The 23,296-nt window shown below is 53.5% G+C and carries 15 protein-coding genes; 6 read left to right on the top strand and 9 right to left on the bottom strand.

Features of this window, described 5'->3' with window-relative positions; genetic code table 11:
* Window positions 1–13: 13 nt before the first annotated feature.
* From RDV48_25985 to RDV48_25970, 4 genes are read right to left on the bottom strand one after another with little or no spacing between them, the layout of a single operon-like run.
* Window positions 14–1,081, bottom strand: coding sequence for an ATP-binding protein (locus RDV48_25985; protein ID MDQ7826279.1), 1,068 nt, complete (start codon window positions 1,079–1,081; stop codon window positions 14–16).
* Window positions 1,082–1,777, bottom strand: coding sequence for a response regulator transcription factor (locus RDV48_25980; protein ID MDQ7826278.1), 696 nt, complete (start codon window positions 1,775–1,777; stop codon window positions 1,082–1,084).
* 19 nt (window positions 1,778–1,796) lie between these two features.
* Window positions 1,797–2,612, bottom strand: a complete 816-nt coding sequence (pgeF, locus tag RDV48_25975; GenBank protein MDQ7826277.1) for a peptidoglycan editing factor PgeF — start codon at window positions 2,610–2,612, stop codon at window positions 1,797–1,799.
* 6 nt (window positions 2,613–2,618) lie between these two features.
* A complete protein-coding gene (locus tag RDV48_25970; GenBank protein ID MDQ7826276.1) occupies window positions 2,619–4,286 on the bottom strand; it encodes a radical SAM protein in 1,668 nt (555 codons plus the stop codon).
* 164 nt (window positions 4,287–4,450) lie between these two features.
* Between RDV48_25970 and RDV48_25965 the strand changes: the two genes are divergently transcribed.
* Entirely contained in the window at window positions 4,451–4,927 is a 477-nt protein-coding gene (locus tag RDV48_25965) for an NUDIX hydrolase (GenBank protein ID MDQ7826275.1), read from the top strand.
* Here RDV48_25965 and RDV48_25960 read toward each other — a convergent pair.
* The 3 genes from RDV48_25960 to RDV48_25950 are packed head-to-tail and all read right to left on the bottom strand — an operon-like array spanning window position 4,922 to window position 8,216.
* Window positions 4,922–7,045: a hypothetical protein gene (locus RDV48_25960; protein ID MDQ7826274.1), complete on the bottom strand. Its 2,124-nt coding sequence runs from the start codon at window positions 7,043–7,045 to the stop codon at window positions 4,922–4,924. The genes RDV48_25965 and RDV48_25960 overlap by 6 nt on opposite strands.
* Before the next feature lie 13 nt (window positions 7,046–7,058).
* Window positions 7,059–7,793, bottom strand: coding sequence for a hypothetical protein (locus RDV48_25955; GenBank protein ID MDQ7826273.1), 735 nt, complete (start codon window positions 7,791–7,793; stop codon window positions 7,059–7,061).
* A 12-nt stretch (window positions 7,794–7,805) separates the two neighbouring features.
* Window positions 7,806–8,216: a hypothetical protein gene (locus tag RDV48_25950; protein ID MDQ7826272.1), complete on the bottom strand. Its 411-nt coding sequence runs from the start codon at window positions 8,214–8,216 to the stop codon at window positions 7,806–7,808.
* A gap of 237 nt (window positions 8,217–8,453) precedes the next feature.
* On the opposite strand from RDV48_25950, the gene scpA reads away from it, so the two are divergent.
* Together scpA and meaB are read left to right on the top strand one after the other, a co-directional pair.
* Window positions 8,454–10,586, top strand: coding sequence for a methylmalonyl-CoA mutase (scpA, locus tag RDV48_25945; GenBank protein MDQ7826271.1), 2,133 nt, complete (start codon window positions 8,454–8,456; stop codon window positions 10,584–10,586).
* 156 nt (window positions 10,587–10,742) lie between these two features.
* Complete coding sequence (gene meaB, locus RDV48_25940; GenBank protein ID MDQ7826270.1) at window positions 10,743–11,738, top strand: methylmalonyl Co-A mutase-associated GTPase MeaB; 996 nt, start codon at window positions 10,743–10,745, stop codon at window positions 11,736–11,738.
* A gap of 3 nt (window positions 11,739–11,741) precedes the next feature.
* On the opposite strand, the gene RDV48_25935 is transcribed toward meaB, so the two are convergent.
* Window positions 11,742–12,980 (bottom strand): type II secretion system F family protein, encoded by a 1,239-nt coding sequence (locus RDV48_25935; protein ID MDQ7826269.1) that lies wholly within the window; start codon window positions 12,978–12,980, stop codon window positions 11,742–11,744.
* A 208-nt stretch (window positions 12,981–13,188) separates the two neighbouring features.
* On the opposite strand from RDV48_25935, the gene RDV48_25930 reads away from it, so the two are divergent.
* The 3 genes from RDV48_25930 to RDV48_25920 all read left to right on the top strand — a co-directional run bounded on the left by RDV48_25930 (window position 13,189) and on the right by RDV48_25920 (window position 17,880).
* Window positions 13,189–15,567 (top strand): PEP/pyruvate-binding domain-containing protein, encoded by a 2,379-nt coding sequence (locus tag RDV48_25930; protein ID MDQ7826268.1) that lies wholly within the window; start codon window positions 13,189–13,191, stop codon window positions 15,565–15,567.
* Between the two features lie 169 nt (window positions 15,568–15,736).
* Entirely contained in the window at window positions 15,737–16,990 is a 1,254-nt protein-coding gene (locus RDV48_25925; protein MDQ7826267.1) for a hypothetical protein, read from the top strand.
* Between the two features lie 614 nt (window positions 16,991–17,604).
* Complete coding sequence (locus RDV48_25920; protein ID MDQ7826266.1) at window positions 17,605–17,880, top strand: HU family DNA-binding protein; 276 nt, start codon at window positions 17,605–17,607, stop codon at window positions 17,878–17,880.
* Between the two features lie 122 nt (window positions 17,881–18,002).
* Here the strand turns inward: RDV48_25920 and RDV48_25915 are convergent.
* Window positions 18,003–23,296: HD domain-containing protein (locus RDV48_25915; protein ID MDQ7826265.1), on the bottom strand; the 5,294-nt coding region annotated here is incomplete at its 5' end.

The following is a 23,296-nucleotide window of genomic DNA, read 5'->3' as shown; positions in this document are numbered from 1 at the left end:
TCTTTCATGGAGCTCAAAGAGCCGGGCTGTTCGCAAGGGGAAGGATAATGGTGAATTTCGAGCCTTTTCCCGGCTGGCTCTCCACATGGATTGTGCCGTTGCACTCTTCCACTATCTCCTTGGTAATAGAGAGCCCGAGTCCTGTGCCGCCCAGCTCTGACGAAGGGCCGTCCTTCACCCGGTAAAAGCGCTCAAATATCTTTCCCTGGTGCTCTTCAGGGATGCCGATACCGGTGTCGATGATGTTTATCCTGAGAGACTTGTTTTCATCGCGGGCTTCCACTTTTACCGTGCCCTTTTTCAGGATCCCCGTGTACTTGATGGCGTTGTCTATGACATTGATAAAGACCTGCTTGATCTTGTCTTCATCGGCAATCACGCGGGGGAGATCTTCCGGGACCTGTATCTCGAAGGTGATGTTTTTCTGCTGGGCTATAGGCGTCAGGACCCTTACCGCGTCATTGATGAGGGGGCTTATGGCCATGGGCTTGAGGTGGGGCTTTTTCTTGTCAGCGCCCATTGTGGCAAGCTCCAGCATGCTCACGATAAGGCGCGTCATCCTGTTGGTCTCATCGTTGATGATCTGCAGGAATTTCCGGCTGATCTCGGGGTTTGTGTAATAGGCCTCCTCCAGCAGGGTCTCGACGTAACCCTTTATTGACGTGAGAGGTGTCTTCAGCTCGTGGGAGATGGTGGCCACATACTGATTCACCGCCTTCTCTATGCGCGAGAGCTCCGAGAGGTCCCTCAATATGGCGATGGCGCCAAGAAGCTTGTCTTCGAGAGTGCGGGCCGGGAAGATCTTCATCTGGAAAAGCTGGTTGTGAGGGAAAAGGATCATCTGCTCCCTGGTCTTTGCATTTGAATCCTTGACCTGAGTCATCAGGATCTTGTTGAACTCCGAGAATCTCACCACGTCCCAGACTTTTTTCCCGATGGCTTCTTCCTGGGTGACCTTGAAAAGCTCTGCGGCGATCCTGTTCAACAGGACGATTTTCCCGTTCTTGTCGATGGCCAGTACCGCATCGTTTATATTCTCGAGAGCGATTTCCTGGAGCCCGCTCTCAACCCTTCGGGGCATTTACTCTTTCTCCTCGTACTGGAATTTATAGCCGATTCCATGTACTGTCTTGAGAAAACGCGGGTTGGCGGCATCTTCCTCGATCTTCTGCCTGAGCCTTCGCATATGGACATCAACGGTTCTTGTATCACCGAGATAGTCATAACCCCAGAGCTGCTCCAGCAGAAAATCCCTGGTGAAGACCTTCCCGGGGTTTGTTGCCAGGAGCTTGAGAAGGTCAAATTCCTTGGGCTTGAGATCTACTTCATTACCTTTGAGGCGCACCTCGTGCTTCACAAGGTTCAGGGTGAGATCCTCGAAGGCCAGCTCATCCTTCTCCTCTGCCTTGGAGCTTGTTCTTCTGAGAACTGCCTTGACGCGGGCCACGAGCTCCCTGGGGCTGAAGGGCTTGGTGACATAATCGTCGGCGCCCAGCTCAAGGCCCAGGATCTTGTCGATCTCTTCACCCTTTGCCGTTGCCATGATTATGGGAATTTTAGTCTCTTTGCGGAGAATTCTGCACACCTCGAGGCCGCCCTGGCCGGGGAGCATGATATCGAGGATGATGAGATCGGGCCGGTCCTGTTTTGCCAGGTTCACCGCCTCAAAGCCGTCGTAAGCGCTTATGACTTCATAGCCTTCCTTCTCAAGGTTGTACTTAAGAAGCTCAACGATGTTCCTCTCGTCGTCCACTACAAGGATTTTTTCCTTTGCCATTTCATGTTCCCCTTTCAGATTAAGGATTCGATCTCTTGCCTTTGAGGGTGATGAGTGCTGCCATTCTCCCCGTGATTCTCCTGTCCCTCCTGTAAGAATAAAACAGCTCCGGCATACAGGAAGAACACAGGCGGGCAGTGCTGATGTTCACTCCGGGCACACCCTCCTGCAGTAACTGCCACTCGTTGAGCTTCCAAAGATCAATACTCCATTTATTTGATGTTTCCCTTATCAAATCCTTCCGCTCCCCAAAAGTCCCGAGGAATACCCGGGCCACATCATCATCGACGAGGAAGCAGCAGGGTCCTATGGAGGGAGCGATAGCTGCAAGGCAGTGGCATCCTTCTGTTCCATAAAGCTCCTTCATTTTCCTGAGAGTCTCCCTTACCACCAGGCCCGCCGTGCTCCTCCATCCGGCATGAATGAGGGCAATGGAAGGAGTCTTCATGTCAAGTATGAATACAGGTACACAGTCGGCATAAAGTATGACCAGTGCAACTCCGGGCCTGTCGGTGATCACGGCATCAGCTCCTGCCTTATCACCCGCTGCCCCGTCTCCTGCTACATAAACCTTGCTGCCATGCTCAAGGATTAGAGATTCTTCAGGGTATATGCCCAGTGCGCCGGCGATTATATGCCTGTTTTTCAGCACATTTTCCCTCTCGTCGCCTGAGGTGAGGCCCGGGTTGAGGCTGCTGAAAGGCCCGCCGCTCACCCCGCCGATCCGTGTGGTGTAGCCATGAGTCACAAGGCCCGATTTCTCAATACTGTCAAAGACCAGGTACTTTACTCCATCCTGCTCCCTGAAATGACAACCCTCATGTGCTTCTGGCATCAAATATCAGGTCTCCTTTATGAGCTTTGCCGGGTCTCCCTTAATGCGGGCACCCGCCGGCCCATTACCGAAGAGGTGGCTCCAGGGAAGGGGCTCACCCTCGCTTCGCGCACCCATGTAGTGAAGATATCCTCCCTCCAGGGCTCTCAGTGACTTTTTCCAGTCATTGAGCGAAAAAAGGCCATGCTCCATAAGCATGGAAAGCCTCCGGTCGCCCCTGGAGAGTATCCCCTGAGCCATTGACCAGCGCGGGCTCTCACAATGAAGCGCTACGGAGGGATCGACGCTCCTGCGTATGAAATCGATTTTCTCCCCGACACTCTCAGGGCTCTCCTGGCATGCGCGCTCCAGAAGGGTGCCGGCTTTAGGAATAAATTGGTTAATTGTTGCCGATATCCTGCACGAAGGGTGAGATGAGGAGATCCTTTTCACCTTGTTCAGCATGGCGCAGAGGGCTCTGATATCATCGTCATCTTCACCGGGGAGGCCTATCATGTAGTAAAGGCGAAGGCTCCCAAGGTCACAGGCCAGGGTATTCTCTATGGCGTGGAAGATATCGCTGTCACTGATTCTCTTCCCGATGGCCTCTCTCAGCCTTTCGCTTCCGCATTCGGGGGCCAGGGTGAGGGTGCGGTTCTCTTCATTGGCAATGCAGGAGAGAAGGGCCTCCGGGAGCCTGTCTATCCTGAGGGAGGAAAAGCCTATGCCTAAGTCTGCGTCTTTGAGGAAACGGAGTATTCTCTCAAAGGAGGGATGGACATTGATTGAAGCCCCTATGAGCCCTACTTTCTTTATAAAGGAGGGCATCGCCTCCATTGTGGCGGAAAAATCCTCGAAGCTCATGGTCCTGAGCGGTCCGAAGCAGTTTCCTACTACGCAGAAAGCGCACCTGAAAGGGCATCCCCTCATCAGTTCTATGAGAAGGGTATGGGCAAACTCCGTTTCACCGGTGAGAATCGCCGAATGAAAGAACCTGCTCTGCGCCCCGCCCAGGGCTTTTACCGGAAAGTCAGCCCCCTGTCGTGACGATATCTCAATGAATTGGCCCTTTTCATCATGGCGTGGTGTGAAGAGTGAAGGCACATAGACGCCCGGGATGGCACCGAGGGCCGGGAGGAGCTTCCGCCTGTCCTCCCCGCGCCCGGCGGAAAGAGCTTCCATAAGGGCAGGGAGTACGGATTCGGCCTCTCCCAGCACGAAGAGGTCGATGAAATCTGCGAGAGGCTCAGGGTTGAGATGGGTGAGGGCGCCTCCTGCAACAACAAGAGGATCGCTCCCTCCCCGGGCTGCCGAGCGCAGAGGTATGTCGGACATCTGCAGCATCGCCGCCACGTGGGGAGCATCAAGCTCATAAGATATGGAAAAGGCCACTATATCGAAGTCATGGAGAGGCTTCTGGGTCTCCATGGTCCTGAGGTTCCCGTGAGTCCTGAAATAGGGGAGAAACCCGGCATCGGGAAGGAACCCCCTCTCGCAGGCCACGCCGAGCTCCGCCATAAGGGTATATACAGCCTGGAATCCCAGGTTTGACATGGCCACATGGTACGTGTTCGGGTACAGGAGGGCACAGGAGAGGCGACCGCCGCTGCCCGGCTTTTTAAGGTGTTTCTCTTCTTTCAGCCTCTTTTTTGAAGAGAGAATCCAGGGCCATTTCAAGTCCTTCGCGCTTCCCATGGTCGCAGGGGGCCTTCCTTTCCGGGGATTGACTTTATGCAAGGTATAGTATACTATAAGAATGATTGTTTTGCCAGGGTGCAGCACCTGTGAAGCACCCTGGACGCCGCCGTGCAGGCTGGATTTGCAGCAACATCATATATTCGGCAGCAGGGAACCTTTCAATGAATCAAATCCGCATCAGGATAGGCGTAATCATACTTTCAGGAAGCAAAGTCCTCCTCATTGAGCATCAGAAAGAGGGGAGAACCTACTGGCTCATCCCCGGCGGCGGCCTCCGCTACGGCGAGGAGATAGATGACTGCGCGAGGAGGGAGATCAAGGAGGAAACAAACCTCGACATAGAAATGGGGAAGTTTCTTTTTCTCTCTGAGAGCATCGCTCCCGACGGCTCAAGGCATATCGTGAACCTTTTCTTCCTGGGAAGGGCAAGAAGCGGCACCCTCAGGGTGGGTGAGGAAATGAGGCTCAAGAGCTTGGCTTTTCATTACATTGATGATCTTGACACCATCGATCTCCACCCGCCTCTGGGCGCGCTGCTGAAACAGATGCTCAATGAGGGCCATGTGGAGCGTACAGAAAAGAGGGAACAGTTCATCGGGAACCTCTGGAAGACTTACCCTGACACCTTTGTGCTATAACCTGCTCAGCATGGTCCGCTTGATCTTCACCATGTAGGACCTGTCGGTGAGAAGCCCCACGTAATTTGGATCATAGATGATGTTGATGCAGTCTCCCCCCCTGATGGTGACCTTTCCATAGCCTGAATCTTCACCCGGCTCCTGGGTAAGGGGATTTCCGCCATAGGCGACGAGAGCCCCCTGGATGGTGAGGGATCCCCCAACCATATCGGCATTAAAGTCCTTCCATGTGTATATGACTCCCTTGATTATCGAGTCTGAAAAAGTCACGTCCTGCCACGTGGGATCGTCGGGCTTTTTCAGGTAATAGCGGAACCGATGCTGGCTCTGGTCATATGTGCTGTGGCCCAGCTCCTTCGTGGAATTCTGGGTTATGAGCTTCGTGGCCAGTGACTCGGCGTTTTCCTTGGTAAAGCTGAAATTGCTCCTGAGCAGGTCCTCAAGGCGTATGCTCTGGCTTCCATAGGTGACATGGGTTTCAAGCAGCTCATCGGTGGCTCTGTCAATTGAGGTGAATCCTGTATCTTCAGTGTCGCCGCCATGACCGCCATGACCGCCATGACCATGCTCAGTGCCAATGTTATTGAAGGCTTCCCTGAGATAGGTGGAGGGATCATCCAGCGCTTCTGTTGCCGAGATCTTGTGGAGATTGATGTTTCCCTTTGAATAGATAGCCAGGCCTTTCTGCGGATCGGGCTGGAGCACGCTCTTTGCTTCGAAGTCAACCTGTGATCCCGCCACGACAGACCCGGTGCCTGAGAGCTCCCCCTTTATGGCAAGCCCTCCGTTGGTGCATATCGATGCGGGCCTGTCGGGGTTGGAGCTCTGTTCCAGGTTCACTTTCACACGGGCTTTCTGTGAAACGGTGTACTGGTTTAACACGGAATCCCAGTCGTAGGCAGCAGCAGCAAAGGTCGAAGGGCCGCTTCCCCCAACAGCCGTGGGAGCAGTGATCGATATCTTGAGATCGGCGGCTCCTATGTTTTCCCCGTCATTGAGGACAGAGACACCGTTGCCCGAGACGAGTGATTCCTTATTGTCCTTGAACTTTGATGCTCCACGGTCGGAAGGCAGGAAACTGTCGTCAAAGTCACTGGAGTAATGATGGAGGGTATATTTCCCGGCGTTGTCACCGGAGGACTTGTTTTCCAGGAAGGCATACACACCGCCCTGTATCCTTGCATCATAAGTTGATGCCGTGTTGCCAGGGTCGCCGTACTTGTTGATAATCTCATCCCATGTGAGCTTGGGGAACGTGTTCTTTGAATCCACGCCTGTCTGCATCGAGATCTTGAAGTCCTCCTGGTTTGATGAGTTGAGCTGGGTGCTGTTGATGGTGATGTTCCTTTTCGCATAAGCTTTACCCTCGCCTATATCGAAAATGTCCTTGGCGTCTGTTCCGTTTCCCACCCTTATGCTGTCATTGCTCCTTATCGTCGCATTGTTCGCTGCCGCATGGCCCACCACCAGCTTTGATCCGGTGGAGAAAAGCCCTACGTCCATTGAGCCCGACGAGATGGCTGCAGAGGGCATGAGGTCAATGCTGGTGACGGCATAGAGCGCTTCAATGAAACAGCGGCTGCGGCCCGAGCGGCCTTCGACGCCGATATAGAGAGAGCAGGGAGGTATGGTCCTTTTCAAGCCTTGGAGGTTGATGGGGAGCTCCGCCGAGGCGTCTTTAAGGTAGATTCTATTATGGGAGTAAAGGTTGAGGTTGTTTCCCTCCTTGTCCTTGAGAGGAACGATCTTGCCGCCCGAGTCAACCGTTGCGAAAGCGATATAGAACTCGCTCTCTCCGCCGTTCATAACGCCGTGGGTGGCATCAATCTGTCTTGCTCCTCCTCCCAGGTAGCCTTCCTCCACGTAAACACCGGAGTAATTGATTGGTATTGTGGTGCTGTGGGAACGCCAGGTGCCGTTCAGCTGGATCATTGACTCTGCGTAGGAGAGACCTGCAAGGGCACCCCAGTAGGCTCTCTTTTCATAGGAATAGTTCCCTGAAAAATAAAGACCTGTGCGGATATCTGATACTACAACGGAGAGAAACATGACCACGAATGCCACAGTGATAAGAGCAGTGATGAGGAGAATTCCCTGTGATCGCACCTTGTTTTTCATAGACCTGCGCTCCTCATTCACTGTTTTTAGGGACTGTTGCCCAGGCAAGCTCGTGAATATAAGGCTTCGGGATATCAGTGTCCAGGGAGACCAATCCTACCTTGAATTGCCTCTCAGCCTCGCTGAGCCTGAGCATTCCCACGTGAAGCGAGACTTTCTGCGGATCGGTGATGGCTTTCATGAATATGACATTTTCGGCTACAGCTTTTGCATACAGCACCCCGTGCTCGGTGGCTGCCTGAACGGTGTCGAGAGTGAGGGTGAGATATTTCGTCACCTCATTTTCATCGATACGAAGGCTGTAATCGACATCTTTCCTTATTATATATTTATGGGGACAGTACATGTCAGAGTCCGCAGGCTTCTGGCATGCATCGCCGGCAGGCCTTATGGTGTAGAATATGACAGTTTTCTGCCAATCCGGTGCTCCCTTGTTGTCGTAATGAGGGGTGCCGTTCGCGTCGAGGGGGGAGGAGAAAAGAATCCAGTCCTTCCCTTCTTCATTTCCATAGCGTATCGTAGAGAGAGCGGTGAGCGTCACTTCCCTGTCAAAGCTGTAATTCACCTTGATGAACTGCCTGTGTATCTCATTCCTCGCATCGGTCGTGCGCCAGGCTCTCATGAAGATCTTGAAGCCGCCGAATATGAGGACCATTATGAAGACGAACATGGACATTGCGAGCATCATCTCGAGCATCGAGAAGCCCCGCGCCGCCCGCTTTCTCTGATGATTAACAGTGGTTCTCATGGTGAGCCTTTCTCAATCATCCTTCTCGGTGGCCATAGTGGTCACCGTAGTGAAGAGCTGCCCGTATCCTTCCCGGTACTCGGTGGCTGAGCTCCACCAGAAGATCTTCGCCTCTATCTTTTTCAGCTTTGGATAGACCTGTATCACGTCGATCTTGTATTCAAAATGAAGACCCTCCGAGTAAAGCTCGCCCTGTAGCTGCCCGATGGCAGGTACAGGGTTGTTTTCCAGGAATTGATCGAGTACCTCACCGGCCACAAGTGTTCCCGACGACAGATCGATGGATTTCTGGCTGCTTCTGAGCATGAGGCTTATCACGCCGATAATTGCGAGAAGGGTCACATTGAAGAAAAAAAGGGTGATCATGAGCTCGGTAAAGGTAATACCATGGGATTTCCCTGTAATACGATATCTATCCCCCATAGCGCTCAAGTCCCCAAGGAATTCAATTCGGCTGGTGAAGCTTCACTTTAATTGTAACAGAATGCCTTAAGGAGTTCAAGGGAATAAATGCTGCCGGGTCTCAGGGTGCCGGGCTCTCTTTACAGTGCTGATCTCATGGAAAGATGCAATTATCCAGTTAATACAGGAGACTTGTGAGGGAAGGCAGAAATGAATCTTTATCTCTTCACCCTGAAGAAATAAGAGGAGGAAAAGCTCATGGAACCCGGAGTAATGGAACATGGACTTGCTGACTGGGTAAATGCCGCCACGAAACAGATGAAAGGCGAGCCTCTCGAGAAGCTGCAGTGGTCCTCTCCCGAGGGCATTCAGATAAGGCCTCTCTATACTGCCGAGGACCTTGAAAAAATCGAGCACATCAATACCATGCCGGGCCTGCCTCCTTTTATCCGCGGCCCCTATCCCACCATGTATGCCGGGAGGCCCTGGACAATCCGCCAGTATGCAGGATTCTCAACGGCAAAGGAGTCAAATGAGTTTTACCGGAAAAACCTGGCCGCGGGACAGATGGGCCTCTCAGTGGCCTTTGACCTTGCCACTCACCGCGGCTATGACTCTGACAACCCGCGTGTTGCAGGAGACGTGGGGAAAGCCGGTGTTGCCATAGACAGCCTTGACGACATGAAGATACTCTTTGACCAGATACCCCTCGACAAAATGTCTGTCTCGATGACTATGAACGGAGCCGTTATCCCCATACTTGCCTTCTATATCGTGGCAGCGGAAGAGCAGGGCGTGGAGCAGCGCCTGCTCACAGGGACCATCCAGAACGACATCCTGAAGGAGTTCCTGACGAGAAACACTTATATCTATCCCCCTGAGCCGTCAATGAGGATCACCTCAGATATCATCGCTTACTGCTCAAAGCACATACCGAAATACAACACTGTGAGCATAAGCGGCTACCATATCATGGAGGCCGGGGCGAACTGCGTACAGCAGATAGCTTTTACTATTGCAGACGGCCTTGAGTACGTGAGGTCAGCTATCGATGCCGGTCTTGATGTCGATGATTTCGCCCCCCATCTTTCCTTTTTCTTCGGGATAGGCATGAATTTCTTTATGAATATCGCAATGCTCAGGGCAGCCCGCTTTGTCTGGAACGAGGAGATGAAGAGGTACAATCCCAAAAAGCCCGCCTCCCGCTCCCTGAGAACGCACTGCCAGACTTCTGGCTGGAGCCTCACCGAGCAGGACCCTTACAATAATATAATAAGAACGACCCTTGAGTGCCTGGCGGCTGTGCTCGGCGGGACGCAGTCCCTCCACACCAACTCCTTTGATGAAGCCATAGGCCTGCCGACGCCATTTTCGGCCCGAATTGCCAGAAACACTCAGATCATTGTCCAGGAGGAATCACAGATCTGCAGGGTCATTGATCCCCTTGCCGGGAGCTACTATGTGGAAAGCCTCACCAACTCGCTGATAATGGAATCAACGAAGCTCATAAGGGAAATCGAGAAGCTCGGCGGGATGGCGAAAGCCATTGATTCCGGTATGCCCAAGCGCCTCATAGAGGAGGCAGCCGCAAGGACCCAGGCCAGAGTTGAGCGCCTTGAAGAGGTCATCGTGGGCGTGAACAAATACAGGCCGGACCATGAGGAGCCTGTGCCGATTCTGGAGATCCCCGACACCGTGAGGCTTGAGCAGATAGAGTCCCTCTTGAAGCTTAAAGCTTCAAGGGACCAGAAGGCGGTGCAGGAAGCTCTCGACGGGATAACCAAAGCGGCCGGGAGCACAGGCAATCTTCTTGAGGCGGCCCTGCTGGCAGCAAGGGCAAGAGCCACCGTGGGCGAGATAAGCGATGCCATGGAAAAAGTCTTCGGAAGGTACAAGATGAAAATGGAACTTATCACCGGCGTTTACTCTTCAGAATACAAGAACTCCGACAGCAATTTCAACGCCATAAAGGCAAGGACTGATGGATTCCTTAAAGCCCATGGCAGGCGTCCCAGGATACTGATTGCCAAGATCGGCCAGGACGGCCATGACCGTGGAAGCAAGGTGGTGGCCACGGCCTTTGCCGATCTGGGGTTTGACGTCGATCTGAGCCCCATGTTCGTCACGCCGGAAGAGGCCGCCAAGATGGCTATGGAGAACGACGTGCACGCCGTAGGCGTCTCATCGCTGGCCGCAGGGCATAAGTACATTGTCCCGGCACTTGTGGCAGAGCTTAATAAGCTTGGCTGCCCCGAGATCAAGATCTTCATAGGGGGAGTCATCCCCCAGCAGGACTACGATGAGCTCTCCAGGGACGGCGCAGCGGGCATATTCGGCCCGGGCTCGAACATCATAGAGTGTGCCGGTAAAGTCCTTGACGCCATAGAGTAAAGTATAATAGATAATATATGAATCACGTGGTGAAAAAAAGGCCAGGGGCCATTCTCCCGGGCAACAGATTTTGTCTGTGTGCCGGTACACCCATAGAGACAAAATCAAACGTTGCCTGAAGAGGAGAATGTCCCCCGTCCTTATATCGGAGTATAAATGAAATTAAGAAGCGCCGAGGAGTTTGTCTCAGAGATTCTCAAAGGGAACAGGCTGGCCCTCGCCAAGGCCATAACTCTTATTGAGAGCGAGAGAGCCGAGGATCAGAAAGTGTCCTCAGGGATTCTCAAGGAGCTCATTCCCCGCTCCGGCGCTTCTATCCGCCTGGGAATCACGGGGGTGCCGGGCGCAGGGAAAAGCACTTTTATTGAGGCTCTGGGATGCCACCTTACCGACAATAACCATAATGTGGCTGTTCTTGCCATAGATCCGAGCAGCACGATAAGCGGGGGATCGCTCCTTGCCGACAAGACCAGGATGGAGAAACTCTCCGTGTCTCCCCGGGCATTCATAAGGCCTTCTCCTTCCTCATCTCACCTCGGGGGCGTTGCGAGAAAGACCAGGGAGACCATGATCCTCTGCGAGGCTGCAGGCTTCGATGTGGTCCTCCTTGAAACGGTGGGAGTGGGGCAGTCCGAGATAGCGGCGGCATCAATGGTGGACTTTTTCCTGGTCCTCATGCTCCCTAATGCAGGCGATGAGATCCAGGGAATAAAAAAAGGCGTCATAGAGCTTGCCGATGCCATTATAATCAACAAGGCCGATGGTAACAACGTGGAGAAGGCTCTCATGGCCAGGGAGATTTATAAAAACGCCCTTCTTATCCTCACTCCCGCCTCACTGGACTGGAGGCCTCCTGTTCTTACCTGCAGCGCTCTTGAAGGAAGGGGCATGGATGAGATCTGGAAGACTGTCGTTGATCACCAGGTATTATTCAAAAAAACAGGGGAGCTCCTCAGGAAGAGAAGGGAACAGGACATAAGCTGGATGTGGTCGCTGCTGGAGGGGCACCTGAGATGCTACATATTCTCGATGCCGTCAGTGAAAAAAGCAGCAGACGATGCAAAAAAGGCAGTTCTGGATGGGGTTTTGACGCCTGACGCCGCTGCTGTGCAGATCCTCAATACCATCATAAAGGCCATTGGCCCCGCATAAGCGCTACCCTCCTATTTTCTGTATCAGATGGTAGAGGGGCATCATTATGGAGAGTATGGTGATAAGGATAAAGGCGCTCATAAAGACGATCATGAGAGGCTCAATGAGGGTAACAAGCTTCTGGACACTATTCATGATGTCATTCTCATAGATGATCGCCGCCTGCCTGAGGGGATCGGCTATATCGCCCGAGGCGGAGCCTGCCGCTACAAGATGGGTGAGCTGCTGCGGCATGAAAGGGCTCTCGGCCAGGACCTCCTCTAGATGCCTTCCCTCTTCCATCTCCTGCCGGAGCCTTCTGAACAGGTGCTCTTCAAGGAACGTGTTACCGCAAACCTTGGAGGTGATGGTGATGGACTCCTGGATGGGAATTCCGTATTTACAGAGCATGCCCATGGTCCTGCTGAACCTCTCGGCAAAGATGAGCCTGTTAAGGCTGCCGAAAACGGGGAAATAGAGCTTGAGCATATCATAGTTATAACGGCCCACCGGCGTTGCCACGTAATATTTCAGCTGAATCCATATCACGGCGGCGGCAATGAGCATGAATATCACGGCTATGGGATTTGACGCCACTTTCGTCAGGCTGTACATGAGCTTTGTCAGTATGGGCAGGTTGGCTTTCAGGTCCAGCAGAATGCTGATTATCTTGGGAAGGATGAATACGAATATTACACCATTAAGAAGAAAGCTGAAGAGAAAGGTGAAAATGGGGTAGGTGAGGGCTGAGAAGATTTTTTTCCTGAGGGCGTTTTCCTTCTCCAGGTCGCCGGCAAGGGTGTTCAGGGTTTCCTGGAGCCTTCCAGTGCTCATCCCTAAGGTGATAAGGCTGATATACTGGGGAGAAAAGATCATGGGGAACTTCCTGAAGGCTGCTTCGGGCCTTGTTCCCTGCTGTATTGAGGCCAGCACCTCCCTGAAGACCTCTCTGAGGGTGCTTTTTGACTCCGAGGACTCCACGATAATCTTTAATCCTTCAGGGAGGTTGATACCGGCAGCCAGAATTGTGGAGAGCTGCCTGGTGGCCACGGCCAGATCCTCTACAGGGGGGCGTGCCACTGACTTTCCTGCGATCATCAGGAGGGGAGAGACTCCCTCTTCAGACTTTATCTCCTCTTTGGCAAGAATGGTGAAGCCTTCGTTCTTGAGGTCCTCAATGAGCTTTTTTTCCGACGGTGACTCGCGGTAGAATTTTACCCGCTTTCCCCTTGTATCAAGGCCCCTTATATGAAAATACGGCATTTCTCACCAGCCCTGAGTATTTGGAAAAACCTGAGACTCTTCTGAGTTCTTTCTCCAAAGCCTCTCTCCTCTCCTTCGGCATATGATTGCCTTTTATCAGCCCGGGCAGGCGAAAGTGCTCATTCTTTGCCCCGGCCAGTCGTCCAGAGCGCGCTATGCAGGACATCGATTGTTTATGGAGAAAGGCAGAACGTGAGGATGTGAGATCATGTTCATCAAGGAAGAAATAGAAAAGGCCCAGGCCCTTTCTGAAAAAATAGGGCGCTTCCCTGACGCCGAGGCTTCCATAAGGGAGACCATGAGGATCCTTCTCGATGCCCGCAGGATCATATCCCTGGACAGGATCAAGGATGAGGCCCTCAATATCTTCCTCACCAATCTCCTTGTGGGCTTCGAGGTTCCCTCGCCGAACAGGCAGCTCCTTGACGACGCCGTCTCCCAGGAGGAGGTAAGCTACTGGGCCGATTATTACCTCAGGAAGCTCACCGATTATTATTTCGCAAACTCCTTTACGGAGCACCTTGCGGAGCTGATCATAGAGTACTCGAGACAATACGACCGGCAGTATGCAAAGATCATAGAAGAGGTCTATATGAAGCTCAAGGAGGACATGGTGCTCGAAGACCTCTATTACTTCTCCGAAGAGGTCATGGATGACGCGGCACCCTTTGTGATGGATATCAAGGTGAGCCTCATACGCCAGTATTTCAGCGACCACCTCTCATTCATCGGGATTGCCAAGAAATATTTCACCCTTGGCGATCTGATAGAGATGAAAAGAAATATCTACGGAAAGGGAAAAATCGGGGGAAAGGCAGCGGGCATCCTTCTCGCCAAGAGGATCCTCTCCCTCCAGGAGAGCCCCGAGGACCAGGCCCTGAGCCAATATATACAGGTCCCGGAATTTTTCGTGCTCGGTTCCGACCTTTGTTATGAGTTCCTGGTCCACAATGGCCTTCTCCGCTACAGGAGCTTCAGATACACCGATGCGGACCTCATGGAGAACCAGTTCACAAGGCTCCAGAAGGATTTCAGGAAGGGCAGATTCCACCCGCGCACGAGGGCTTATTTTATTGAGATCCTTGAGCATCTGAACGGCGCCCCCTTTGTAGCCCGCTCCTCCTCAAGGCTTGAGGATGCAATAGGGTTCTCCTTTGCCGGCAAGTACACCTCAGTATTCTCGCCTAACCAGGGCGCCATTGAATCGCAGCTTGAGAAGCTTGAGGCCGCTGTCAAGGAGATATATATATCCATGTACAACCCCGGGGTGATAGCCTACAGGAATCATAACAAGCTGCTGGACTTTGAAGAGAGAATCGCCGTCATCATCCAGAGGATAAACGGGAGGCTTATTGACGAGACTTATTTCTTTCCCACCCTCGCGGGCGTGGCTTTCTCACTCAATCCTTACTGTTGGAATGCGAGGATTAAAAGGGAAGACGGCATGCTGAGGCTCGTAATGGGCTTCGGGAGCAGGGCTGTTGACAGGGTAGGCGACGACTATGCCAGGTTGGTGCCCCTTTCAGCACCGACGCTGCGACCCGAAATAGAGGCGAGGGATATCAGGAAGTACTCCCAGAAATTCCTTGACGTGATGAATCTCAAGGAGAACTCCTTCCAGTCCGTGCGCTTCAAGGATATTGCCCCCAGGTTTGATGATCCTCAGCTGCGCTTTTTTGTCTCCCTGGACGAAGGCGACCATATGAGCGATCCCGTGGGTATTCTTTTTGACGAGGAGAAGTCCGTCCTCACCTTTTCAAAGCTCCTGAGCTCCACGAAATTTACCGATACCATGGCAAAGATCCTGAGAAAGCTTGAAAAACACCTCGGGGGGCCCGTTGATGTGGAATTTTCCGTTGAGCCCCGCCTTATGAGGGGGAACGAGGATTTCCGCGTCAACATTCTGCAGTGCAGGCGCCTTAATTTCCGCGATGAGCTGAAGCCCGCCAGGATTCCCCAGGGCATTCCCGCCGCGAAGACCCTCTTCATCTCGGCAAGCGGAGTTCCCAACGGCGCCATCCTCAACATCGAATACGTGGTCTTTGTCGATCCCGTGGGTTATGGCGCGCTTGCCGCCTTCGAGGAAAAGCACAGGGTGGCTCACCTTATATCGCAGCTCAACAGGACACTGAAAGAAAAAAGCTTTATCCTCATGGGCCCCGGGAGGTGGGGGAGCAATGACGTGAACCAGGGCGTCAAGGTGGCTTACGGTGACATCTCAAATACAAAGATGCTTGTCGAGGTGGCTTACGAGTCAGGGGGCTTCACTCCAGAAGTCTCATACGGCACCCATTTTTTTCTTGACCTTGTCGAGGGACGCATCGTGATTATGCCCCTCTTCCCTGACAAGGAAGGCTCATACTTTAACAGGACCTTTCTCATGGAGAGCCCCTCGGTCCTTGCAGACCTTCTTCCCGCTTACGCGTCAGCCGCTGATGTGGTGAAGGTGGTGCATATTCCCTCAATTATAAAGAGCGAGCTTCTCCAGGTGAAGCTCAATGCGGGCGAGGTGAGAGGCATCGGCTATATTTCGGTCGCAGAGAGCGATGTCCTTATGCCCGAGGAAGTGGTGCTGCTCCCGATGTAGGGAAAGGCTCTACCAGGCTTTTCATTGCGAATTAACAAAATGTTAACATTAATTATTTCATTTTTTTACAACTTCACTCTTTATTTCATGGCCCCATGTGGTGATAATACAAGTAAGCAAATTACCTCATGACAGCATTATCTGTTCATGTGAAAAGGGAGGAATGAAGATGGATCCTCTTTCAGGAATTCAGGGATTCAACAATGACATTCTGATGCAGGCCCTCAAGATGAGCACGTCAATGGCGACGGCGCCCATGAATATAATGAGCCAGCTTGCCGAGAGCTCCCCCGGTGATGGGACCATGTTCTCCCAGGACCTCCAGGATGGCGAGGGCGGTGCAACGAACCTTTCCCTTGTGCAGGACGGCCAGTCCAAGCCCATGGGCTATAACGGTGGAAGCGGCATGGTCCCCGGATTTGGAGGGTTCCTTCCCGGCATGTCCGGCATGTCCGGTATGATGGGAATGGGCGGCAGCAGCCAGATGATGATGATGATGATGATGATGCTCATGCAGATGATGCAGATGATGCAGAGTATGGGTTCTCAATACGGCAACAACGGCATGCAGCAGTCCAATAATGCGAATTTCGGCAATCCCATCAACATGTCTCAGAACCAGGGCTCCTGGGCCACGGCCTACGCCGGGAACGGCCAGTCCTACGCCGCTTCGGGAACCTATCCTGCCAATACGGGAAATTACTTCCCCAACATGTACAACAATCCCAACGTGAACATGCAGAACATGTACAGCTCGGGCCTCAACGGCACCCTGGGCCTCAACGGCATGAACCTTGGCCAAGGAGTCAACAGCGGCGGCGGGAATGTTTACAACCCCAACATGCAGTTTGACGATATCATGGACGGCTTCAACCAGGGCACCGAGGGAAACTGCGCGTCAATTGCCGTCATAAAGGCAGCCATGGACAAGTACGGCACGGGGGTCTTCCAGGATGTGCAGAAAACAGCCGATGGAGGCTATAATGTAAAGCTCCGCGACGGGAGGGATGTCCAGCTCACCGCCCAGGAATACCAGACTGCCCAGCAGATGGCAGGCTTTGAGGGCAAGGGCGGCGATGAGCAGCAGTTTGCCACCCTCTGTTACGGCGTCATGGCAAAGGGAGCTCTTGCTGAGAACAACGAGGGATGCAAGGATTACATGGGCGCATGCAAGAGCCTCAACGACGGCGAGTGGCCCAATGACACGGCCAGGTACATGGGACTTCAGAACGATATGATGCCCCTTGATCCCCAGAACCTGGGAGGCCAGGACGGAGTAGTGGGCTGGAACACAAAGCATGCCATCTATATGGACAACCAGGGCGGCAATCTCATGTCGGATCATTACGGCGAAGCCTATAACTATGACGGTACCGACACCTTCAACAGGCAGCTCACCGATGCTTTTACTTTCAAGGCATAGGTTCCTCTCTCTGACAGGGTGATAAAGAGCCAGGTTTTCTGGCTCTTTTTTGTTATGGTGCGCCCGGCACGGGCGCACATCCTCCCGGGTTTCTCTGCCTTAACCCTCATAACTCCCGCCCCCCTGCCCTTTCTGATCATGCATATTTTAGAGGTGACATAGAAAGAGGGAGCTGAAGCTTCAAGCTGCCATGAACTCCCTGTTTATTGATCATGTACTGATCATGAAAGAAATTTTCCAGCCAGAAAAAGGGTTCTGGTCATGCTCCGTGGTCATGCCTCAGAGGAGATCGTGTTTCTGCCTGAAAACCTTTCTACAGTGCCGTTCTGGAGCCTCTGCCGTCATGGCCTGATCTGACATGTGTCGCCGTGTCGCGACAGGAAGAAGGGAAGGTGCAGGGAGATCTAGCGCCATATATGAAGGCTTCGGCATGCTCTTTAAATGGCTTCATTATAAGGAAAATGAGCCATTCAAAGAGGGGGGGCAGGCAGGATCTAATTTTTTTTTTAAGCAAGAAGGAATTTACCTGAGAAATAAGAAAAAAGTAATTGTTACAAATTTAAAAACGTGAAAGGAGTTGGTAACACATGACCCCGGTCAAATCAAAACCCAAGGTGATGGGGAAGAGGGACGTAATTGAGCACATCGCCAAGAAGACAAAGCTCTCAAAGAAAGACACAGAGATGACGATGAATGCCTTCATGGATGTGATCAAAGAGACCCTCAAAAAGGGAATGAGCGTCCGTCTCATACCTTTCGGCAATTTTGAGGTAAGGCACCGCGCCGCCCGCACCGGCAGGAATCCTCGCTCCGGCGCCAAGATCAAGATCAAGGCCAGGAACGTTCCCGCCTTCCGCCCCGGCAAGGCACTCAAGGATGCCGTTCAGTAAGTAAAGAAACGGTATAAAGCAGAAGGGCAGATTCTCGTCTGCCCTTTTTTATTTCCCCTGGTGCGAGGTGCTGCAAGACTTGTGCAAAGGCCGGGGGAATGGCCCCCGGCCTTACTACATGATTATACTTTCTCGTAGAAGGGCGTGATGTATTCCATAAAGCCGTCCAGCAGGAGGGGATCGAAGTGCGTGCCCCTTCCTTCGCTCATTATCTTCTTTGCCTTCTCCCATGGCATGCCTTTTTTGTATGGCCTGTCGGAGATAAGGGCGTCAAAGACATCGGCTATGGCGATAATTCTAGCCGCCAGGGGTATCCGCTCTCCTGAGATGCCGTCGGGATAGCCCTTACCGTCCCATTTCTCATGGTGGCCCCTCACGACGGGGCAGAGATGCCTGAGAGGATAGACGGGATAGAGAAGCATCTCGGAGTAAATGGGATGCATCTTCATGGTCTTGAACTCCTCGTCGGTGAGAGCCCCCGGCTTATAGAGGATCTCGTCGGGAATCTTGATTTTCCCGATGTCATGGAGCACGCCTGCCAGCAGGAAGTCCTGGTCAGAGAGGAACTGCTTTATCTGGCCCATCTTCTCTTCAGGGGCGTCCTGGAAGTGGAGATCAAGCTCACCTATGTTGCAGAGGACTGATCCAAGGCGGATCTGCTCAAGGGTCTTCTTATCGGTGATATTGGCATATTTTGCGATATTGAGGGCAATGGTCTGTGTCCTGAGGGAATGGGCGAAGGTGAATTCACCGCTTGTTCTCATAAGGAGGCAGAGGTACTGCATGAAGTAATCGCTGTTGAACTCGCTCGCGCCCAGTTTCCTCTTGAGAATGTCCTCAAAGATGTAATTGACGAAATGGTAGGCTCTTGAAGACAGCTTGAAGGACTTCAGAAGGTCAGAGTCATCAAGATAGGTTCTGCCATAGACGCTCCGCTCGCTTTGCGAGTAGCTTTCATTGCCCTCCCTTGCCCCTGCGGCTCTCCTCTCAGCAGAAAGGTCTCTCTCGGTACGCAGCGCCCCTCCCTGTGTCTGTCCCATTTCGCGGGGATCCCTCTGGTACACTTCCACGTTCTGTTTTGCCTCGTCATGCTCAGCCTCGGAAATCCTCCTTTCGGATCGAGCCTGTTCCCTGGCGGGGCTTCCGTGCGAAATATCTTTCCCGCCGGACAGGACACCGGCTGATCCTTCCCTTGGCATCATGGTCCGCCTTATCTCCCTGTAGTGATCAGCCTCAGCGATTTTTGCTGTCTGAGCTGCCTTGCTTCCGGCCTCAACGGTGCGGCCCGCTGCAGGTACCCCGGCACTTTTCCCAAATGCCGGTGCCGTGGTTTCAGGAGCCTTTATCTCTCGGGCTTCAATGAGCCCGGGCTCCGCTCCCGTCTTCATGGCCGATTTCCTGATTGTGGAGATGAGCTGCTCTTTCTGTTCTCCTGTGATATTGGCCTTCAGGAGAGCTGAAGAGCACTGCTGGAATCCAAGGGGAGAAGCGAGGGCGGCGCTGAAAAGCTCCTTTTCGGCGCCCTGAAGAGGCGCAGCGATGAGCTGAATCATGTGCTTCTTATCGGTATCGCCTAATTTTGAGCCGTGGAGCGCAGCAATGAAGGCGGCCTTCCCGCTTGCGGGGTCAATGGTGAGTGCTCTTTTCACCGCGGGGAGATCTTTTTCCCTGAGAGTGGCAAGAGAGCCAAGGAGGGCTTTCTGTTCGCCTCTCAGTTTCGTTGCGAGGAGCTGCGCTGCCGGATCTGCCTTGCCAGGAGCCGGTGCCGTGGCAAGCAGGTCCTTGATGAGCAACTTCTCCTGGTCTGTGGCGTTTATGGCGAGAAGCTTCAGGAAGGCCGGCCGCTCCGCTGAATGGGAGCTCCTGGCAAGAAGGGCTATGATGGTCTCTTTCTGGCTGTGCGTGAGGCTCCCTGAGAAAAGGGCCTTTATGAGGTTCCTCTGTCTGGCCGTCATGTCCCTCGTGAGCAGGGTAAGAAGTGCCTGCTTTTCGCCGGTGCCGAGAGTTTCAGTAAGAAGCCTCATGATGATTTTCTGCTCTTCAGGAGAGGTATTCCTCATGAGAAGGAAGATAAGGGCCTGCCTTGCCTCGAAGGGAAGGTTGGCCTTAAGGACGGAGAGAAGCAGCACTCTCTGCTCATTATTCAAGGGTTTAGAGAGAAGACTGATAATGAACATTTTCTGATCATGAGGGATATTGGAAGAGAGAAGGCCAAGAAGCATGTCGAGCTGGGCCTTGGGCAGATTGCTCTCCAGCAGCGCCGTGAGGAATTTGCGCTGATCCTGTGAGAGCCCGCCTTTCAGGATCTTCTGGAGAAGGTCACCATGGCTTTCCGTGGAGAAGCTGGCGAGAAGGAGGGCAAGGAGCTTCCTCTCAGGGCCGTCGAGCTCCCCTGAAATGAGGCCCGCCAGGCTCTGCCTCTGAATGGCATTGAGTTTCCCGCCGAGGAGCCCTGCAAGGAGCTTCGCCTGTTTTTCTCCGAATGGTGCTGCCAGGAGCTTCAGCAGAAGCTCCTGCTGATCCCTGGGAAGCTCCCTCATCAGGAGCTCGGCGAGCTTTTCCAGTTCTTCCCTGGTGAGGGTTTTCTCCTGCAGCTTTTCCAGCAGGGCGGCAAGATCTTCCGCCGCCATGTCTGCCTGTGTCTCCCCGCACTGCACCGAGGCGTTAAGAAGCATTTCCTCAGATGCGGCAAGCTCGCTGTTGCTGCCTAGCAGGCTTTCGTAGCGCATGAGCGCTTCCATTCCCTGGGGAGTTACTGAGGCCGCCTCGCGGAGAGAGAGCTCTGAAGAAGCGGCCTGAGGAGACGACGCCATAAAGGTGTTGTAAAGTGTGACGGCCGCAATCCCCTCGGTCGTCGTCATCGCCACAGTGCGCATGCTGATATCGTGCGCTGCAATATCCGGGTATGAGCTGACGCCGAAGTTGTATTCAGTGAGCAACGAGAGGCCTTCCTGTGTCTGGGCGACGGTGGCGCGGAGCCACATCTCTGAAGCGGCAGAATCTGGATCCTGCGATATGTTCTTGTAGAATTCCCTGAGGGCATCGCGGCCATCGGGGGTATTGAGGCCATGTATGCGGGTATGCATCTCCAGATTTGAGAGATTGTGGTGGTGAGTAATAGAGCGCATGTATTCCTGGAACTCACGGCTGTTCCCGGCCTTTCCGAGTATCTCAAGGTGTCGGGCGACAAGCTTTTCATCCTTGAGGATGGACATCAGGTAAGCCTCGACAATTGCCCTCCCTTCAGGTGTCTTCATCGCGGTGGCGGCGATTTTCAGAAGAGCCCGTGACAAGTGGTGACTTTTCCCTATGCGGGACTGCATCGCCTTGAGGAGCTCTTTCCCTTCGGGCGTTTGGGCCGCCGCCGCCATGGTCATCAGGAGAGCAGTCGCCAGGGCCGGGTCTGATCCAATTTGCTTCATAAAGCCGTGCAGGAGCTCCCTGCCCTCTTCGGTGCGGGAAAGCTCAACGAATTTGTTCAGCAGCTTCGCGGCGGTCGCAGTGTCGATTGACTTCCTGTCATTTATCTCATCGAGCAGCTCCTTGATTTCAGGAATTTTGTTCAGGGGCTCAAAGGCCTTGAGAATGCTTTCAGTGTACTTTTCAGATACACCTTGAACACCGGCGGCAGCCTGGCTTGTAAGCCAGTCGGCAAAGGACGACACCATTCCTGTGAAGGATTTATGACCAGGAGAGTGGGCCGCGGGGACCGCATCCTGTCCATGGGACCCATGCCCTTCAGCCCCTTGAGACGTATGGCCTTCCATGTGGCCGAACCAGCCGGTAGGCATTATTGAGCCTGTGGCCATGAATCCCGCGATACTGGAGAGGGTGTCTTTCATAATGCCTGCGACGTTGAGGCGCTGGGGGATTACCTGTGTTTCCTTCTGCTTCTTCTCCCTGTCTTCCAGGATGCCGTCGCGGCTCACCAGCTCTGTGCCCATTGCGGCGGCTGCTGCAATGGTTTGCGCTCTTTCCTGAGTCACCGGCGGCGGTACAGGAGGAACAGGCTGGCGGTCTATGGTGGCAATCCATGTGCTGCTCACCTCTTCTTCCGTATTCTCCTGAAGCCCGGCATCCTCTTCTGCGCTCTCATCGTCCTGGCGGCCTTTCCGCTGGTTTTTCTCCTGCTGTTCCCTTTCCTGGCGCTTGCCGCCCGACCGCTGCTCCTGGGACTGATCCTGGTCATCGGATGCGGAAGAGTCTTTGTTTACCTCTTCAGGCTTATCGCCAGTCTTGGTCCCTATGATGACGCCTTTCTCCTGGGGTGCCTTCTCTTCACGGAGGGTGCCGGCGGCGCTCCTGGTGAAGCTCTGATCCTCATCGCCGTCAAAGGGTGCGGCCTGGCTGCCACCGCTCTGCGGCTCCTGCTGGCCGAACCTGGGCTGGGGTCTGCTTTCCTGTGCGGGAGCGTTTTTCAGGGTTTCCTGCTGTACACTGCCCGGCAGGGGAGCCATAAGGCCGCCCTGGGCAGGGGCCGGCGCGCTCTGCGCCTCATGCTCGCTGCTGCTGCTCCCGCCCTGATAAGAAGATCCATGGCTTGAAGAGCCCTGCTCTGAAGCTCCAGGCTTTGAGGTCCCCGGCCTTTCCGCAGCAAAAGGAGCATCAAGTCTCGGTGCCTGTCCGCTTGCCGGTTGGGCAGTCTCTCTCATAGCAGTTCTGGCTTCCCTTGGGAGCTGCTCTCTCTGAATCGGCGCTTCATGGCTCTCATGGAAAACCCTCTGCTGAGATTCTCTACCCTGCGTGAAGGATTGGGGTTTTTCCTGGGAAGTGCTTCCCGAAGAGGCGGCTTTGGGAGCCTTCTCATCCATTGCTGCATGGGGCCGGCTGCTCTCTGTTTCCACAGGTGCCGGTGAAACCCTGGAGCCTTCAAAATGGCCGGAGGTGGGCTTATCAGCCTTTCCCTGGCTCTTCTGCGCTGATGGCTGCCCTTTGCCTGCATCGGCTTTAGGGATTTCAGGCGACTGAAGGTCTCCTCTTGTCTTTTCACCGGGAATATCAGATTTCCATGATTTCTCCGGCTCATTCTGCCTGGGCTGATGCTCATGGCTCCTGATGTCGGGTGCAGAAGGTGCGGTGAAGGGAGCTTGGGCTGCAGGAAGTGATTCCCTGTGAGAAGCCTGGAGATCTTTTACCGCTTCATTACCGCTCTTCGTGAGATTCCTGGCGAAAGATGAAGCCAGTTTTTCCTGGGAGCCCAGCTTTTCAAGGAGTTTTTCAAAGGGCTGCTCATTTGCCGCGGTAAAGGATTTCACCACCGATTTCGAAAGCGCCTCACTGCCGCCTGTTCTGTTCAGGAACTGCGAGAGGGCATCATTGTCGCTCTTGGTAAAATTCTTGATGAGAGGCGATGCGAGTCCCTCATTGGTCGAAGTCTTGTTCAGGAACTGCGAGAGGGCATTATTGTCGCTCTTGG

The organism is Candidatus Eremiobacterota bacterium, assembly GCA_031082125.1.
In the GTDB taxonomy this organism is placed as follows: domain Bacteria; phylum Vulcanimicrobiota; class CADAWZ01; order CADAWZ01; family Ess09-12; genus Ess09-12.
This window is presented reverse-complemented; position numbering and strand designations above follow the sequence as displayed.